Origin of the sequence: Burkholderia sp. MSMB1826 (assembly GCF_001526325.1) — a bacterium.
Classification (GTDB): Bacteria; Pseudomonadota; Gammaproteobacteria; order Burkholderiales; family Burkholderiaceae; genus Burkholderia.
This window is the reverse complement of record NZ_LOYN01000015.1, coordinates 618013-634433: the sequence shown is the minus strand read 5'-3', so window position 1 is coordinate 634433 and position 16421 is coordinate 618013. Positions and strand designations below refer to the sequence as shown.

The 16421-nt window shown below is 67.8% G+C and carries 10 protein-coding genes and 1 pseudogene; 9 read left to right on the top strand and 2 right to left on the bottom strand.

The features are described 5' to 3' along the window. Positions 1-92: 92 nt before the first annotated feature. Positions 93-1604 (top strand): L-piperidine-6-carboxylate dehydrogenase, encoded by a 1512-nt coding sequence (gene amaB, locus WS95_RS09680; RefSeq protein WP_059782809.1) that lies wholly within the window; start codon positions 93-95, stop codon positions 1602-1604. Between the two features lie 139 nt (positions 1605-1743). Here the strand turns inward: amaB and WS95_RS09675 are convergent, their stop codons facing one another. Then, complete coding sequence (locus WS95_RS09675; RefSeq protein ID WP_059823502.1) at positions 1744-4206, bottom strand: DUF3772 domain-containing protein; 2463 nt, start codon at positions 4204-4206, stop codon at positions 1744-1746. A gap of 453 nt (positions 4207-4659) precedes the next feature. Between WS95_RS09675 and WS95_RS09670 the strand changes: the two genes are divergently transcribed. The 4 genes and pseudogenes from WS95_RS09670 (at position 4660) to WS95_RS09655 (ending at position 10115) form a co-directional block, all read left to right on the top strand. After that, a complete protein-coding gene (locus WS95_RS09670) occupies positions 4660-6078 on the top strand; it encodes an MFS transporter (protein WP_059823500.1) in 1419 nt (472 codons plus the stop codon). 392 nt (positions 6079-6470) lie between these two features. After that, positions 6471-7779, top strand: a pseudogene (locus WS95_RS09665) (hypothetical protein). Between the two features lie 160 nt (positions 7780-7939). Continuing rightward, positions 7940-9052: a porin gene (locus WS95_RS09660; protein ID WP_059823498.1), complete on the top strand. Its 1113-nt coding sequence runs from the start codon at positions 7940-7942 to the stop codon at positions 9050-9052. Between the two features lie 10 nt (positions 9053-9062). Further along, positions 9063-10115: a nucleoside hydrolase gene (locus tag WS95_RS09655; RefSeq protein WP_059823496.1), complete on the top strand. Its 1053-nt coding sequence runs from the start codon at positions 9063-9065 to the stop codon at positions 10113-10115. Between the two features lie 30 nt (positions 10116-10145). On the opposite strand, the gene WS95_RS09650 is transcribed toward WS95_RS09655, so the two are convergent. Next, positions 10146-11054 (bottom strand): LysR family transcriptional regulator, encoded by a 909-nt coding sequence (locus WS95_RS09650; RefSeq protein ID WP_059823494.1) that lies wholly within the window; start codon positions 11052-11054, stop codon positions 10146-10148. Between the two features lie 94 nt (positions 11055-11148). On the opposite strand from WS95_RS09650, the gene WS95_RS09645 reads away from it, so the two are divergent. From WS95_RS09645 to WS95_RS09630, 4 genes are all read left to right on the top strand, one after another. Further along, positions 11149-12498, top strand: coding sequence for an NCS2 family permease (locus WS95_RS09645; protein WP_059823492.1), 1350 nt, complete (start codon positions 11149-11151; stop codon positions 12496-12498). 45 nt (positions 12499-12543) lie between these two features. Then, on the top strand, positions 12544-13644 hold the full coding sequence (add, locus tag WS95_RS09640) for an adenosine deaminase (protein ID WP_034204131.1): 1101 nt from the start codon (positions 12544-12546) through the stop codon (positions 13642-13644). A 375-nt stretch (positions 13645-14019) separates the two neighbouring features. Beyond that, positions 14020-14442, top strand: coding sequence for a hypothetical protein (locus WS95_RS09635; protein ID WP_059823490.1), 423 nt, complete (start codon positions 14020-14022; stop codon positions 14440-14442). Positions 14443-14522: 80 nt separating this feature from the next. Then, complete coding sequence (locus WS95_RS09630) at positions 14523-16421, top strand: WG repeat-containing protein (RefSeq protein ID WP_059823489.1); 1899 nt, start codon at positions 14523-14525, stop codon at positions 16419-16421.

The following is a 16421-nucleotide window of genomic DNA, read 5'->3' as shown; positions in this document are numbered from 1 at the left end:
TCCGCTTGCACAAGGCGCTCGAACGCGCTCCAATCGAATCACGCGGGCGGCGCTGCCGCCGCACCGATCAATCTGTCCCTGAAGAGGAAGTGATGCAATTCAACGACATTCTTGCCGCGCTCGACATCGATCTCGCCCAGTGGAAAGGCAACGCGCTGACCGCGCGTTCGCCGCTCGACGGCGCGACGCTTGCGACGCTGGCCGTCGACACGCCCGCCGACGCCGAGCGCAAGATCGACGCCGCGCACGACGCATTCCTCAAGTGGCGCACGGTGCCGGCGCCGGTGCGCGGCGAACTCGTGCGCGTGTTCGGCAACGTGCTGCGCGAGCACAAGGCCGAGCTCGGTCGCCTCGTCACGCTCGAAGCCGGCAAGATCACGTCGGAAGGCCTCGGTGAAGTGCAGGAAATGATCGACATCTGCGATTTCGCGGTCGGCCTGTCGCGCCAGCTTTACGGCCTCACGATCGCGTCCGAGCGTCCGGGCCACCGGATGATGGAAACGTGGCACCCGATCGGCGTGTGCGGCGTGATCTCGGCGTTCAACTTCCCGGTCGCGGTGTGGGCGTGGAATGCGGCGCTCGCGTTCGTGTGCGGCGATTCGGTCGTGTGGAAGCCGTCCGAGAAGACGCCGCTCACCGCGATCGCTTGCCACGTGCTGCTTCAGAAGGCGCTGCGCGAGTTCGAGAAGACGCATCCGGGCGTCGCGCCGGCGGAGCTGAGCCAACTGGTGCTGGGCATGCGCGATGTCGGCGAGGTACTGACGGCGTCGAAGAAGGTGCCGGTCGTCAGCGCGACGGGCAGCGTGCGGATGGGCCAGGAAGTCGCGAAGGTGCTGAGCCAGCGTCTCGCACGCGGCATCCTCGAGCTCGGCGGCAACAACGGGATGATCGTCGCGCCGAGCGCGGATCTCGACCTCGTCGTGCGCGCGGTCACGTTCGCGGCGGTCGGCACGGCCGGCCAGCGCTGCACGACGCTGCGCCGGCTGATCGTGCATCGCAGCCTCGTCGAGCAACTGCTGCCGCGCATCGAGAAGGCGTATGCGTCGGTGAAGGTCGGCAATCCGCTCGAGGAAGGCACGCTGGTCGGCCCGCTGGTCGATCGTGCGTCGTTCGACGCGATGCAGAAGGCGCTGGCCGACGCACGCGAGCAGGGCGGCGAAGTGAAGGGCGGCGAGCGCGTGGACGTCGGTCATGCGGACGCGTACTACGTGCGTCCGGCCATCGTGCGGATGCCGAAGCAATCGGCGGTGGTCGAGCGCGAGACGTTCGCGCCGATTCTCTACGTGATGGTCTACGACGATTTCGACGACGCGATTGCCGTGCACAACGCGGTGCCGCAGGGGCTGTCGTCGGCGATCTTCACGAACGACATGCGCGAGGCCGAGCAGTTCATGTCGGCGGCCGGCAGCGACTGCGGGATCGTCAACGTGAACATCGGCACGAGCGGCGCGGAAATCGGCGGCGCGTTCGGCGGCGAGAAGGAAACGGGCGGCGGGCGCGAGTCGGGTTCGGATGCGTGGAAGGCTTATATGCGTCGCGCGACGAATACGATCAATTACAGCCGGCAATTGCCGTTGGCGCAGGGGGTGAAGTTCGACGTATAAGTGCGGGCGCCCGGCTTGGGCGTTCCGACGGTCGAATGAAATGGGCCGGTTGCCGTGGAAGCGGTAACCGGCCCATTTCGTTTACTGCGTGGCGCGCGGCGCGCCGATCGATCGCGAGCGTACCCGCTCGATGGCTCACTTACGATTCGTGCCGCGTGGAACCATCGGCCGCCGGCATGTTCTGCACGACCAGCATCTGCGGGCTCGACAACGTAATCCCCGCTGCCCGCAACTGCTTGAGGATCTCGAACAGCAGATCGCTTTTCGTCGAACTCGCGATCCGCGGGCTCGACACGTAACCCGTCACGCTCAGCGTGATCCCGTCCGGCGTGAGCTGGCTGAACGTCACCGACGGCGCCGGCTTCTCGAGAATCGCCTGGTGCTCGCGATACGCATCGAGCAGCAGGTCGCGCACCTGCTCGGGATCGGTGTTCAGCGGGAACGTCAGCACCAGCGTCGCGACGCCCTGCGTGCTGTTGCCCATCGTCACGTTGCGCACGTTCTGCGAGATCAGTTGCGAGTTCGGCACGATCACGGTCGAGCGGTCGCTCAGCTGGATCTCGGTCGCACGCACGTTGATGCGGCGAATATCGCCTTCGACGCCCGCGATGCTGACCATGTCGCCTACCTTCACCGGGCGCTCGGTCAGCAGGATCAGCCCCGACACGAAGTTCTTCACGATTTCCTGCAGGCCGAAGCCGATCCCCACCGACAACGCGCTGACGATCCACGCGAGATTGTTCCACCTGACGCCGAGCAGCCCGAGCGTCATCAGCACGAGCAGCACGTAGCCGACGTTGGTGAACAGCGTGATCAGCGACACGCGCATGCCCGTATCCATGCCGAGCGCGGGCATGAACTCGCCGTCGAGCCAGCGGCGCAGCGAGCGCAGCAGGTACAAGCCGATCGCGAAGCCGATCACGGCGTTCATGATCCGGTCGGGCATGATGTTCAGGCTCTGCAGCCGCTGGCTGCCGATCATCGCGACCGCGCTGTCGAGCAGGTCGCTCGGCGTGGTACCGAAGCCGCCGGTCAGCAGCGCGATCGCCGCGATCAGCATCAGCAGGCTCGTGCCGAAGCCGGACAGGACCGTACGCGCCTGGTCGAGGTGGCGGTCTTCGAGCGCGAACAGATGCTTGATCTGCTGGCCCGACGACAGGCTCGACGAGAACAGGCTTTCGCTCGCGTCGCGCGTCAACTGAATCAGGATGTAGGTCGCGCACAGCACGATCTCGAACCACACGAGCTCGTACGTGATGAAGCGCGCGACCGTGATGTAACCGATCAGGAGTGCGATCAACGAAGCGACGATCGCGAGCGTGACGCCGGCATGGATCAGGCCGGCGAGCGTCGAGCGTTGCTCGGGTGCCTCGCCTGCCGCCGCGAGTGCGCTGCGCGCGCGGTTCGCGCGCAACAGCGATGCGCCGACCGTCAGCGCGACGACGAGCGATACGATGCCGCGGCCGAGCAGCGTGACCGACAGGCTGGTATCGACGATCCGGTTGATCGATTCGAGCGTGCCCGACACCAGCAGCAGCGCGGCCAGGATGCTGGGGAACGGCTTCATCGCGAGCGCGACCGGGTCGGCGAGCGCAGGCAGTCGCCACGACGGATGCTTCGTGCAGAGCAGGGCGCGGCCGAGCCCGGCGATCAACGCGCAGGTTGCGGCGAGTTTCGCGAACTGGTCCCACAGATCGGTCAGCGACGGCGTGAGTTCGTAGTGGCGCGCGACGGCGAGGTAGAAAATCTGAATCGCGATGGCCGTCGCGAGGAAGGTCGACAGCGCGGTCGACAGCGCGAGCGCACTGCGGCGCAAGCGGGTGGGCGGCAGGCGGGTCAACGCGATCCACGCGAGCCCGCGCTCGATGAGCCGGCGGCCGCCGAGCCATGCGGCGAATGCAGCGATCAGCAGCAGCGTGGTGATCGCCCGTTGCCCGGGGACCCACGACGAATGCAGCATGTCGAACAGTTCGCCGTTGAAATCATCGAGCCGCTGGCGATCGTCCGGCGACAGGTGGAACAGCGGCAGCCAGAACTGCGCGCTGAAGATGCTGCTCGAACGGAACGCGAGCTGGTTCTTCAGCAGGCTGCGGTGCAGCTTCGCGAACTGCTCGGTCAGGTTCGCGAGGCTCGCCTTCTGGTCGGCGGCCTGCTTCAGCGCGGCGTCGATCTGCGTCTTGCGCGCGTCGAGCGCGGCCCGCTGCTTCGCGACGGCTGGCGTTTCCGGCGCGGCGCCCTCGGCCGGCGGCGGGCCGAGCACGTCGAGTTGCGCCTGGACCTGCGCGCGTTGCGGCGTGAGATCGCTCTGCAGTTTCGCGACATCGGTGCTCAGTTCCTGCGCCGAATCGTCGAGCGCGTCCAGCTCCTTGCTGTTGGACGTGGTCGAGGTCTGCTGCTTGATGCGGTCCAGCTCCGCCTGCATCTGTTTGAGCTGGGCGACGGCGTCGGACAGCGAGATGGCCGGCACGGATGCGCCGACGCCGCTCGCGACGGGAGCGGAAGCGGCGGCCGGGAATGCCGACGCGGTCGCGATGGCCGCGAACTGCAGCAGCGCGATCAGCGCGATCCGGCGGGCGTACGTGGATAGTCGTTGTATGGACATGGAATGCTTACGATTTGCCGACAATGCCGGTTGCCGAAAGGCAGCCGGAAGCCGGTAGTTGGCCCGCTAGCATGTTACCGGGGCGCGGAACGCGTGGTTGTACCGATTGCGTCTTGTCGTCCGCGGCGATTTCAGCGGCGCGCGCCCGCGCGAAACGGCGCGGCAGCCCCATTATTACCGGCCCGCGCGGCCTGCGCGCGCGGCCGATGGCACCGGAACGCCACGCGGACGCGCCTTTCGTCCCCGACACGCGGTTACGGAAGTTACACATTATTCGACGGGGGAACCGGGCATCGAATGGCCGCGGTGCCTGCAAGGCCTCCGGCCTGCTGGCTTGCCCATGCGTCGAGCGGGCGTGCCGGTACAATGCAGCGATTCGCCCGGCGGCGGTTCGGCAGTCCGCCGGACGGCGACGCACGACACGATACGACACGATCAGGAGACGCGCCCAAGATGGCCTCAACGGACAGCCTTTCCCAGGCACCTGCCCAATCCCCCTCCATCGACCCCGGCTCCATCTCGGCCCGCCTCGATCGCCTGCCGCCGACGCGCAGCGTCTGGAAGCTCGTCGTGCTGCTGAGCCTCGGCTTCTTCTTCGAACTCTACGACCTGCTGTACAGCGGCTACATCGCGCCGGGCCTCGTGAAAGGCGGCATCCTTTCCGCGACCACGCACGGCCTGTTCGGCACCACCGGCGTCGCGAGCTTCATCGCCGCGCTATTTTCCGGGCTCTTCATCGGCACGATCGCGTGCGGCTCTCTCGCCGACCGCTTCGGCCGCCGCGCGATCTTCACGTGGTCGCTGCTGTGGTACACGGCCGCGAACATCGTGATGGCGTTCCAGGACACCGCGGCGGGGCTGAACTTCTGGCGCTTCGTCGTCGGTCTCGGCCTCGGCGTCGAGATGGTGACGATCGGCACGTACATCTCCGAACTCGTGCCGAAGCAGATTCGCGGTCGCGCGTTCGCGTGCGAGCAGGCGGTGGGGTTCGTCGCGGTGCCGGTGGTCGCGTTCCTCGCTTACCTGCTCGTGCCGCACGCGCCGCTCGGCCTCGACGGCTGGCGCTGGGTCGTGCTGATCGGCGCGCATGGCGCGCTGTTCGTGTGGTGGATTCGCCGCGAACTGCCGGAAAGCCCGCGCTGGCTCGCGCAGCAGGGCCGGGTCGACGAAGCCGACCGCATCATGCGCGCGCTCGAGGCGAAGGTCGAAGCCGAATACGGGCGGCCGCTGCCGCCGCCGGCACCGGCCGAACCCGTGCCGCCGCGCGGCAGCTTCCGCGACATGTGGGTGCCGCCGTATCGCAGCCGCACGATCATGATGACGATCTTCAACGTGTTCCAGACGGTCGGCTTCTACGGGTTCGCGAACTGGGTGCCGACGCTGCTGATCAAGCAGGGCATCACGATCACGTCGAGCCTGATGTATTCGAGCGTGATCGCGCTCGCGGCGCCGATCGGCCCGCTGATCGGCCTCGTGATCGCCGATCGCTTCGAGCGCAAGTCGGTGATCGTCGCGATGGCGGCGGCGATCGTCGTCTGCGGGCTGCTGTTCAGCCAGACGACGGTGGGCGTCTTCCTGATCGTGCTCGGCATCGGTCTCACGCTGGCGAGCAACATCATGTCGTACAGCTTCCACGCGTACCAGGCCGAGTTGTTCCCGACGTCGATTCGCGCGCGGGCCGTCGGCTTCGTCTATTCGTGGAGCCGCTTCTCGGCGATCTTCTCGTCGTTCGTGATCGCGGCCGTGCTGCGCGGTTTCGGCACGTTCGGCGTGTTCGCGTTCATCGCGGGCGCGATGGTGATCGTGATGGCGGCAATCGGATGGATGGGGCCGCGCACGAAGGGCATCGCGCTCGAAACCATCTCGAAGTAGCGGACAGGTGCGCACGCGTGCCGTACGGTTCGTTGCGGCATGCGTGCGATGCGGTCCAACGTTTCCGGTTTGGGCCGTCCGGTCTCCCAGTTGCTTTGTTGTGCGAATCAACAGGGAAGTGCGATCGAACCGGCTCGAGCGCGCACGCGTTCGGCCGCGGGCGAAACGTCAACACACGAGCCTGCCACGCACCGACGACACGAGCGGCAACGAGTTGAAACAAAGCGTGACGAAGCGCAATGACACCGTGAAATCGCGATTTGCATCGCAGCCGATTCGCGTATGGACGAGTAAAATGAGGGGCCTGACGACTCATTAGCCGCCATCGGAGCGCCCGCGTTGGATCAGCGAACGGCTCCGCCGCGAAGAGGCGTCGGCGCCGGGCGCACGCGATGCGCCGGACGTGTCGATGGCTTGCGCGGAAGATGCGCCGCTCGCAACAGCACGCTGCGGCGTGCCGGATCGGCCGATGGCTTCGAACGTATGATTCTTGCCCACCTGGCGCGGCAATTTGCAAAGCCGCGTTGCCGTCACCGCGCAGTCGTCGCATATGTGTGGCTCGCGGCGACGGTGTCGATTTCCGTTCTCGCCGAACGGCCTGCCTTTGCCGCGCCCGACGCGCCGTCGTCGGCCGTGCAATCGTCATCCGGTGCGTCGCCTGCATCGGCGGCCTCTCCCACGCATCCCGCTTCGTCCGCGCATGCGGCGTCGGGCGCATCGGCCGCCGCGCCGACATCCGCCGCGTCACAAGCGAATCACGTGAATCACGCGGAACCCGCGAGCGCGGGATCGGGGGCGTCGGCCGCTTCCGCCGTGTCGGCCAGCGCGCCTGCGTCGGCTGCCTCCGGCACGCCTGCCAGCGAGGCCGAGCCGCCACCACCCACTCCGCCGCGTCGGCATCCGCCGCTGTCGGCCGAGGAGGCGCAGAACGCGACGACGCGCGCGCTCGACATGCGCAAGCGTTTCACGCAGGAAGTCACGCGACGCCTGAACGTGCCGGCGAGCGAGCAGCGCGCGTATGGCGAGCGGCTGCAGAAAGCGCTCGCCGATGCGGATCTCGGCGATCTCGCCGGCGAATACGTCGCGATGGTCGACCGCGCGCCGAACGTGCAGGCGCTGTTCATCTATTTCCGCGCGACGCCGGCCAATGCATGGCTGATGATCGGCGCATCGCCGGTCGGCACCGGCTTGCCGGGCCAGTACGACCATTTCCTGACGCCGCTCGGCGTGTTCCATCACTCGCCCGACACGATGGATTTCCGCGCGGAAGGGACGACGAACGAGAACGGTATTCGCGGCTACGGCCGCCGCGACATGCGTATCTACGACTTCGGCTGGGTGGACGGCGAGCGCGGCTGGGGCAAGGGCGGCGTGTCGCCGATGCGCTTCCAGATGCATGCGACCGATCCCGACCGGCTCGAGGCGCTGCTCGGCATCCGGCACTCGAAGGGTTGCGTGCGGATTCCCGCGTCGCTGAACACGTTCCTCGACCGGCACGGCCTGCTCGACGACGATTACCAGGCGCGTGTCGAGGCCGGCAAGTCGCTGTGGGTGCTGCGTCGCGATCGCGACATCACGCCGATCGCGGGCCGCTATCTGGTCGTGATCGACAGCGCCCGCAAGACCCGCCCGGCGTGGTCGCCGATGCCGGGGCGCGGCGCATGGTCGAAGCTGCCGAAGGGCGGCGACACGGCAGACTGAGCGCCGGCGCGCCGAACGCGGGCGCGCGAGGATGAGAATAAATCCGTTTTATCGAGATATAAAGAAAGCAAACTTTTATTATCCGATCCGGGTTCGTATAGTCGAGGCCAGTTTCGCGGAACCCTGCCGCGCCTGGACCACCACCGACCACACGACCCGCATGAAAACTCTTTACAAGCTCGCTCCGCTCGCGATGCTCGGCGCCTTCGCGACCCATGCCTGTGCGCAAAGCAGCATCACGCTGTACGGTCTCATCTCGGCCGGTGTCGGGTTCGCGACGAACCAGGGCGGCAAGAACGCGTGGCAGGCGCTGTCCGGCACGAACCAGAACCCGCGCTGGGGGCTGAAGGGCAAGGAGGATCTCGGGCAAGGGTTGTCCGCGGTCTTCCAGCTCGAGAACGGCTTCAACGTGATGACGGGCACGGCCGCGCAGAACGGCCGCGAGTTCGGGCGCATGGCGTACGTCGGCCTGGCCGACCGCACTTACGGCTCGCTGACCTTCGGTCGCCAGTACGACGCGATCCACGACTACATCGGGCCCGTGATCATCGCGAGCAACGGCGTGAACATCGGCGACAACGACAACGGCTACAACGACATTCGCGTGCAGCACTCGGTGAAGTACGTGAGCCCCGTCTACTACGGGCTGAAGTTCACCGCGCTGTACGGCTTCAGCAATGCGACCGGTTTCGCGAACAACAGCGCGTACAGCTTCGGGCTGGGCTATGAGCATGGCCCGCTGCGCTGGAGCGCGGTCTATGCGCAGTACAACCATCCTTACAGCGCGACGAACCAGGACGGCGCGATCGCGAACGACTACGCGTCTCCGCTGCTGATCTTCAGCAAGAGCGCGATGACGCCCGCCGCATATGCGAGCCGGCAGCGGATCGCGGGCACGGGCGGCTTCTACACGATCGGCCGCGCGCAGTTCGCCGCGATGTTCACCGACGTGCGCTACGATTACCTCGACAATTCGCACCTGCACCTGCAGAACCTCGGCGTGAACGTCGTCTACACGATGACGCCGCAGCTCTTTCTGGGCGCCGCGTATGCGTTCACGAACGGCAAGTACGACGTGATCGACAAGCGTCCGAAATGGCATCAGGTGAACCTGCAGGCCGATTACTTCCTGTCCAAACGCACCGACGTCGCGCTGACGGTGATCGCGCAGCAGGCGGCCGGCGACGCCGATCATGCGCAGATCTTCGCGTATGCGCGTTCGACCGGCACGCGCCAGATGATGGCGACGCTCGGCGTCCGGCACGTCTTCTGAGTACCCGACCATGAGCCATCCGGTCCCATCCCGCCGCACCTTCCTGAAACTGTCCGCCGCGCTGGCCGGCACCGCGCTGTTGCCCGAAACGGGGGCATTCGCGGCCGGCGACGCCGCCGCGCGCCGCACGGTGATCATCGATACCGATCCGGGGCAGGACGACGCCATCGCGATCCTGTTCGCGCTCGGCGCGCAGGATCGGCTCGACGTGCGCGCGCTGACGGCCGTGGCGGGCAATGTGCCGCTCGACCTGACCGAACGCAATGCGCGGATCGTCCGCGACTGGGCCGGCCGCACGACGACGCTGCCGGTGTACGCGGGCTGCCCGCGCCCGCTCGTGCGCGACCTCGTGACGGCCGCGAACGTGCATGGCAAGACGGGGCTCGAAGGCGTCGAACTGCACGCGCCGCGCGCGCCGCTCGCCGCCGGTCACGCGGTGTCGTACCTCGTCGATACGCTGAGCCGCGCGGCGCCGAACAGCGTGACGCTGTGCGCGCTCGGCCCGCTGACGAACATCGCGACCGCGCTGGTCGAGGCACCGCAGATTCGCGCCGCGCTGCGCGACATCGTGCTGATGGGCGGCGCGTTCTTCGAGCGCGGCAACATCACGCCGGCCGCCGAGTTCAACATCTACGTCGATCCGCAGGCGGCCGACGTCGTGTTCGGCAGCGGCGTGCCGATCGTCGTGCTGCCGCGCGACGTCGCGGTGAAGGCGCCGATCACGCCGGCGCGCGTCGCGCCGTTCCGCGCGCTCGGCAACCGCTGCGGCGCGATCGTCGCGGACATCATGGAGGCGGAGCTCGCGTACAACAAGAAGCGGCGCGGGATCGACGACGCGCCGATGTACGACCCGACGGCCGTCGGCTATCTCGTCGATCCGACGCTGTTCGGCGGACGCAAGGCGAACGTGGTGGTCGAAACGACCGGGCAGTGGACGCTCGGCGAGACGATCGTCGACTGGAACGGGCGCAGCGGCCGTGCGGCGAACGCGACGTGGATCAACGAGGTCGACGCGGACCGCTTCTATGCGACGCTCGTCGAGCGCATCGCGAAGCTGCCCTGAACGCGAGCGGCACGCGCGGCGAACGCGGCATCAGATGTGCTTCGCAATCCACTCGCGGCACGTGCGTACATGCGGGCCGCGATCGTCGGCGGCGAGCGAGATCAGCGAGATCGCACGCGTGACACGCGGTTTGTCGACGCGTAGTGCGACGAGTTCGGGATCGTGCAGATGCATCGTGTAGAGGCTCGGCAGCACGGCGGTGGCGAGGCCGTTGCGCGCGAGCGCGTAGAGCGGCTCGGTGTATTCCATCCGGTACGCGACGTTCAGGCGCAGCTTCCCGGCGCCGCCGGTGCGATGCAGCGATTCGCTGACGCTGCCGCGCACGAACACCGCGAGCTCGCGATCGACGAGCTTCGCCCACGTGACGCTCTTCGCGCGGGCGAGCGGATCGTCGTGCCGCACGACGATCACGATCTCGTCCTCGAACAGCTGCCGGTAGCGCAACGTGCCGTCGTCGCCGTCCGGTTCACGCACGCCGATGCCGAGATCCGCGACGCCGTCGCGCACCGCTTCGACGAGCGCGCTGTTCGGTAAATCGGTGAGCGTGAAGCGCAGCGTCGGGTGCGTGCCGCGCAATGCATTGAGCGCGGGCAGCAGGCGGCCCGCGACCGACGGAATGAACGCGATGCGCACGGTCTGGATGCGTTCGCCGATGAGCCGCGTCATGTCGTCGAAGGTGCCGCGCGCCTGGTTGAGCAGGCGTTCGGCGAGCGGCAGCACGGCTTCGCCGGCCGTGGTCAGCGTGAGCCGGTGCGCGGTGCGTGCGAACAGGCGGCCGCCGAGCAGGAACTCGATCTGGCGGATCGACGCGGTGAGCGCCGGCTGCGTGAGCGACAGCGCCTGCGCGGCTCGAGTGAAGCTGCGTGCATGTGCAAGGACGACGAAGTGCTGGACCTGCCGCAGCGTGAGCGCGGGGAGCAGCGACGAGCGGTCGGACATCGGGCAATAACGGTCGGGATGCGGTACGCGGCAGTATAAGGCCGCGCTGCACGAACCGACACGGGACAATATTCGGAATCACGGGAGAACCACCATGTCAGCGACTGACACGATGCCGGCACGTGCGCCGGCCAACTGGATCGAACGCCGCTTCGCGCTCGCCGCGCGCGGCACGAGCGTGCGCACCGAGACGATCGCGGGCGTCACGTCGTTCCTCGCGGCCGCGTACCTGCTCGTCGTGATTCCGTCGCTGCTTGCGACGGGCGGGATGGAGCGCGGCGCGGCGACGACCGCGACGATCGTCGTGTTCGTGCTGTTCACCACGCTGATGGGGCTGTACGCGAACCTGCCGTTCCTCGTCGGCCCCGGCATCGGCGGCTCGGTGATCATCGGCGTGACGCTCGCGACGACCGAGCACGTCGGCTGGCAGACGGGCCTCGGCATCGCGTGCGTGTCGGGCGTGCTGTTCTTCCTGCTGACGATCCTCGGCGCGCGCGGCGTCGTGGTGCGGCTGATTCCGGTGCAGATCAAGCTCGGCCTCGGCGCGTCGATCGGATTGTTCGTCACGATGCTCGGGCTGCGCAATGCGGGGATGGTCGTCGCGAACGCGAAGACCAACGCGTTCGCGCTCGGCGACTTCTCGCGGCCGGGCGCACTCGTCGCGCTGATCGGCCTCGCGGTGGCGATCGTGCTGCAGGCGCGCAAGGTGCCCGGCGCGATCCTGATCGCGATCCTCGTCGCGGCCGCGGCCGGCGTACCGCTCGGCGTCACGCACCTGCCGGCGTCGTTCGTGTCGCTGCCGCACAGCATCGCGCCAATCGCGTTCAAGCTCGATATCGGCAGTGCGTTGAGCGTGGCCGCCGCGCCGTACCTGTTCGCGTTCTTCGCGGCGGAATTCTTCTCGACGCTCGGCACCGCGCTGGCGGTCGGCGCGAAGGCGGACCTGCTCGACGAACAGGGCAACCTGCCGAACATCAATCGGCCGTTTCTCGTCGATTCGCTCGCCGCGACGCTCGGGCCCGTGTTCGGCATTCCGGCGCTGACCGCGCTGATCGAATCGGCTGCAGGCGTGGAAGCCGGCGGCCGCAGCGGGCTGTCGTCGCTGGCCGCGGCCGTGCTGTTCGCCGCGATGTTGCTGTTCGTGCCGGTCGCGCTCGCGATCCCGAAGGAAGCGACCGCGCCGGCGCTGATCCTGATCGGGCTGTCGATGTTCGCGACGATCCGCCATACGCATTTCGACGACTTCACCGATGCGCTGCCCGTGATGTCGATGGTGCTGCTCACGCTGATGTCGAACAGCTTCGGCACCGGCATTGCCGGCGGGCTGCTGTGCTACGTGCTCGTCAAGCTGCTGGCCGGCCGCTGGCGCGACGTGTCGTGGGGGCTCGTCGTGCTCGCGATTCCGCTCGGCTATTACTTCTGGACCGTCGTGAAGCCGCACTGAGAGACGGCTTGCGCGACGCATCGCACTACCGCAAAAGAGACTGACATGAAGGGAACACCAGGCAACGTCCCGGCCGCGCGCACGGGCATCGACATCACGCCGGCCCATCGGGCCTTCTTCCACGCGCTGCCGAAGGTCGAACTGCATTGCCACCTGCTCGGCGCGGTGCGGCACGACACGTTCGTCGCGCTGGCCGAACGCAGCGGCGCGCCGATCGAGCGTGCGCAGATCGATGCGTTCTATGCGCGCGGCGAGAAGCCGGTCGGCGTGCTGCACGTGCTGCGCGCGCTCGACCGGTATCTGCTGACGCAACCCGACGATCTGCGGCGAATCGCATACGAATATCTGGAAGACGCGGCTGCGCACAACGTGCGGCACGCGGAGTTCTTCTGGAATCCGACGGGAACGGTGCGCGTGTCGGGCATCGCATATGCGGACGCACAGGCCGCGATCGTGACCGCGATCCGCGATGCCGCGCGCGATTTTCGGATCGGCGCGCGCCTGATCCCGAGCATCGATCGCGAGCAGGACCCGGACGAAGCGGTTGCGATCGTCGAGTGGATGAAGGCGAATCGCGCGGACGAAGTCGCGGGGCTCGGCATCGACTATCGCGAGAACGACCGGCCGCCCGAGCTGTTCTGGAAGGCGTACCGCAATGCACGCGCGGCCGGTTTTCGCACGACCGCGCATGCGGGCGAGTTCGGGATGCCGTGGCGTAACGTCGAGACGGCCGTCGATCTGCTGCAGGTCGACCGTGTCGATCACGGCTATACGATCGTCGACAACCCTGAGCTGTGCGCGCGCTACGCGGAGCGCGGGATCGTGTTTACCGTCGTGCCGACGAATTCGTACTATCTGCGCACGTTGCCGCCGGAGCAATGGGCCGAACTGCATCCGATGCGCAAGATGCCGGGCCTCGGGTTGAAGATTCATCCGAACACGGACGATCCGACGTTGCACAAGGTCAATCCGAGCGAGGCGTGGGAACTGATGTTCAGTCATTTCGGCTTCACCGTGGCCGACTTGAAGCAGTTCATGCTGAACGGGATCGACGGCGCGTGGGTCGACGATGCAACGAAGGCTGCGTGGCGTGCCGCATGGGCGCCGGCGTTCGATGCGCTGGCTGCAACGCTCGCGGCAGGCTGAGCGGGCCGCCGGCATCGCGCAACCCGGCATAGCGGGGCAGCGGGTTCGCGATTTCGGTTGTGCCCGACGTCATGCGGCGTTCGGCGTCGATGGACGACGAAGCGGGCGGTGATGCGTGCCAAGCCCGCTTCGTTCAGGCGGGCCAGGGAGCGCATGAGTCGGTCGGGCCCGATGTCCCGCATCCGTAGCGTCGTCGCTGCGCACCGCGTGGCCGCAGTAGGCCCCCTTTCAGGCTGGCATACGCCGCTTGCGTTCGCTATATTGGCGTCCGGCGGCATCCGATTGCGATGCCGCTGCCGTGCGCGCCCGCGCCGGCATTCCAACAGCAATTCGAACCTGAGAGGCTCCGCCGTGCGCATTCCCGTTTTCTGTCTGATGTTGTTCGTTTCGCTGTCCGCGCGAGCCGGCAGTGCCTGCGATGGGCTGCTCGGCGATTACGCGCCGGCCGCCGGCAAGCCTGCGACCCTGCGGGTCGAGAAGGTGGGGAGCGACATCGTGCTGCGTGCGCGCGATGGCGGCCGCTGGAGCGTCGATACGGCTCCCGCGCACGAGGCCGAACTCGATACGGACGGTCCGGAGAAACCGCCTGCCGACGCATGCGTGCTCGAGGTGCCGGGCGGCCAGCTCGTCAGGATGACGATCGGTATGCCGTATCAGGTCACGTCCGTCACCGGCAACGGGTTCACGACGAAGCGTTCGACCACCGGCGTCCTGCTGCTGATGACGCAAGGCTTCCAGGTCGACGGCGTCGAACTGTATCGGGTCGCGCGCAGCGGCGATTCGCCGTCGGCGCCGTGAGGGCGATGGCCGCGCGCGGATGGCGAGCGGACCGGCGGGTTGCGGCACACGGCGACACAACAACGAGGCGACTCCTTCCGATGGGCAATCGAGCATGGCTGTATCTCCAGGCCGGTGACGGCGACGACGCGCGAACGATCCAGTTCGCGGAATCCAATAACCACTTCCCGCTGCTGTGGCGCGTGCTGCTTGCCGACGGCGGCGCAGGCAACGCGATTACCGATCAGCGCGTGTTCGGCGACGCCGGCACGCCTGACCTCGTGAGCGACGCCCGTGCCGCGCATGCGCGCGTCAGCCGGCTCGCATCGTTCGTCACCGCGTATCCGCTGCCGGGCGACGATCCGGCGCTGGCGCGCCAGTTCGATGCGCTCGTGCGTCATCTGGGCGAATCGATCGATGCGCTCGGCGACGCGCATGGCGCGCCGCGGCTGTCCGCGAACCTCGACGAACTGTCATGGTTCGACGGGGGCGACTCGAACGACTACATCGCCGGGGAGCGCGATGCGTGCACGCGCCTGTGGTGGCGCGTCGCGAACTGCATGGACTTCCGCGACGTGCGCGGCGTGCGCGACCTGCTGGAGATCGACACGCCCGCCGACTGGCGCGACTGGGCATGGGGCTTCGGGTTCGGCGGTGTGTCGCACTACTACTTCTGGCGGCAGGAGCCGCCGCGCAGCGCGACCTACGACGATCTGTTCGGCGGCGGCGAACTGCATGGCGACTATCTCGGCGACGGCACGTTCAGCTTTCGCTCGCGCAACGGGCAGTGGGGCGTACGGCGCGAAACCGACGATGCATGGCGCGTGATCGTGCCGCCGGAATGGGCGAACCTGTGGGCGAGCGGCGCGCGTGGCGACCGGTTGCTGTGGGCCGCGCGCGACGGCAAGGTCGGGCTGTTGCTGGCCGACGGCGACGAGGCGCGGATCGTGCGCGAACCGGCGTTCGACGCGGTGTGGGATTTCAGCGGCGACGTCGCCTGCGTGCGCGTGGGCGAGCGGTTCGGGCTCGTGCGCACGGATGGTGCGTGGGCGATCGAACCGACGCTCGACGATTTCGGCGAGTTCACCGGCGGCGTTGCGTCCGCGAGCTTGGGCGGCCGTTGGGGCTTCGTCGACACCCAGGGCGCATGGGCGATTCCGCCGCGTTTCGACGACGCGCACGAATTCGTGAACGGCGCCGTCGCCGCGGTGGCCGAAGGGGAGCGGTGGGGGCTGATCGGGCGCGACGGGCAATGGCGCGCGCAGCCCGAGTGGGCCGCGCTCGAATGGTCGTCCGAGTGCGGCGCGTTCGTCGCGCGGCGCAACGGTCACGTCGGTCTCGTCGATGCGAAAGGCCGGGTGATCGTCGAACCGTGTTACGCGGAAGTGGCCCCGCTGACCGACGGCGACCGCGCGGAAATGTTCGACGAACTCGGTGCGATCCGCCATATCGTGCGGCGTGACGACGGACGTTGCGCGATCGTCGACGGGCAGGGCCGCGTGCTGACGCCGTTCGACTTCGTCAACATGAGCGCGCTGTCGTGGTTGCCCGACGACGAAGCGGTGCCGGGCGAGCTGTTCACGCGTTACGCGATCGGCGTCCTGCCGGGCGAGCCGGTGCAACTGGCGATCTGCGATCTCGAGACGGGCGCGACGATCGCGCAGGGACGCTACGACGACGTGGCCGGGCTGTTCTGGGGCGCCGATCACGGCTGGCTGGCCTGCGTGCAGGATGACGACGGCGACGACGTGCGCGCGACGGTATTGCGCGCGGACGGCACCGTGCTCCATCCGGCGCATTACACGCGGCTCGGCGACGACACGCTGTTCGACGACGACCGCGACGACGATGCCGCGCCTGCGACGTCGATGCCGTGGTTCGTTCGCCGTGTCGAGATCGCGCAGCGCTGGAGCATGGACGAACCGGTCGCGGCACTGCGCGACGACGGCGTGCCCGTGTGGCTGTACGTGGACGGACACGCGACGACGACGCCCCGGTAG

Coding starts and splice junctions, on each gene's coding strand:
- WS95_RS09660 (WP_059823498.1), top strand. CDS start 7,940: ATGAAAACTCTTTACAAGCTCGCTCCGCTCGCGATGCTCGGCGCCTTC.
- WS95_RS09645 (WP_059823492.1), top strand. CDS start 11,149: ATGTCAGCGACTGACACGATGCCGGCACGTGCGCCGGCCAACTGGATC.
- add (WP_034204131.1), top strand. CDS start 12,544: ATGAAGGGAACACCAGGCAACGTCCCGGCCGCGCGCACGGGCATCGAC.
- WS95_RS09630 (WP_059823489.1), top strand. CDS start 14,523: ATGGGCAATCGAGCATGGCTGTATCTCCAGGCCGGTGACGGCGACGAC.
- WS95_RS09655 (WP_059823496.1), top strand. CDS start 9,063: ATGAGCCATCCGGTCCCATCCCGCCGCACCTTCCTGAAACTGTCCGCC.
- WS95_RS09650 (WP_059823494.1), bottom strand. CDS start 11,054: ATGTCCGACCGCTCGTCGCTGCTCCCCGCGCTCACGCTGCGGCAGGTC.
- WS95_RS09675 (WP_059823502.1), bottom strand. CDS start 4,206: ATGTCCATACAACGACTATCCACGTACGCCCGCCGGATCGCGCTGATC.
- amaB (WP_059782809.1), top strand. CDS start 93: ATGCAATTCAACGACATTCTTGCCGCGCTCGACATCGATCTCGCCCAG.
- WS95_RS09635 (WP_059823490.1), top strand. CDS start 14,020: ATGTTGTTCGTTTCGCTGTCCGCGCGAGCCGGCAGTGCCTGCGATGGG.
- WS95_RS09670 (WP_059823500.1), top strand. CDS start 4,660: ATGGCCTCAACGGACAGCCTTTCCCAGGCACCTGCCCAATCCCCCTCC.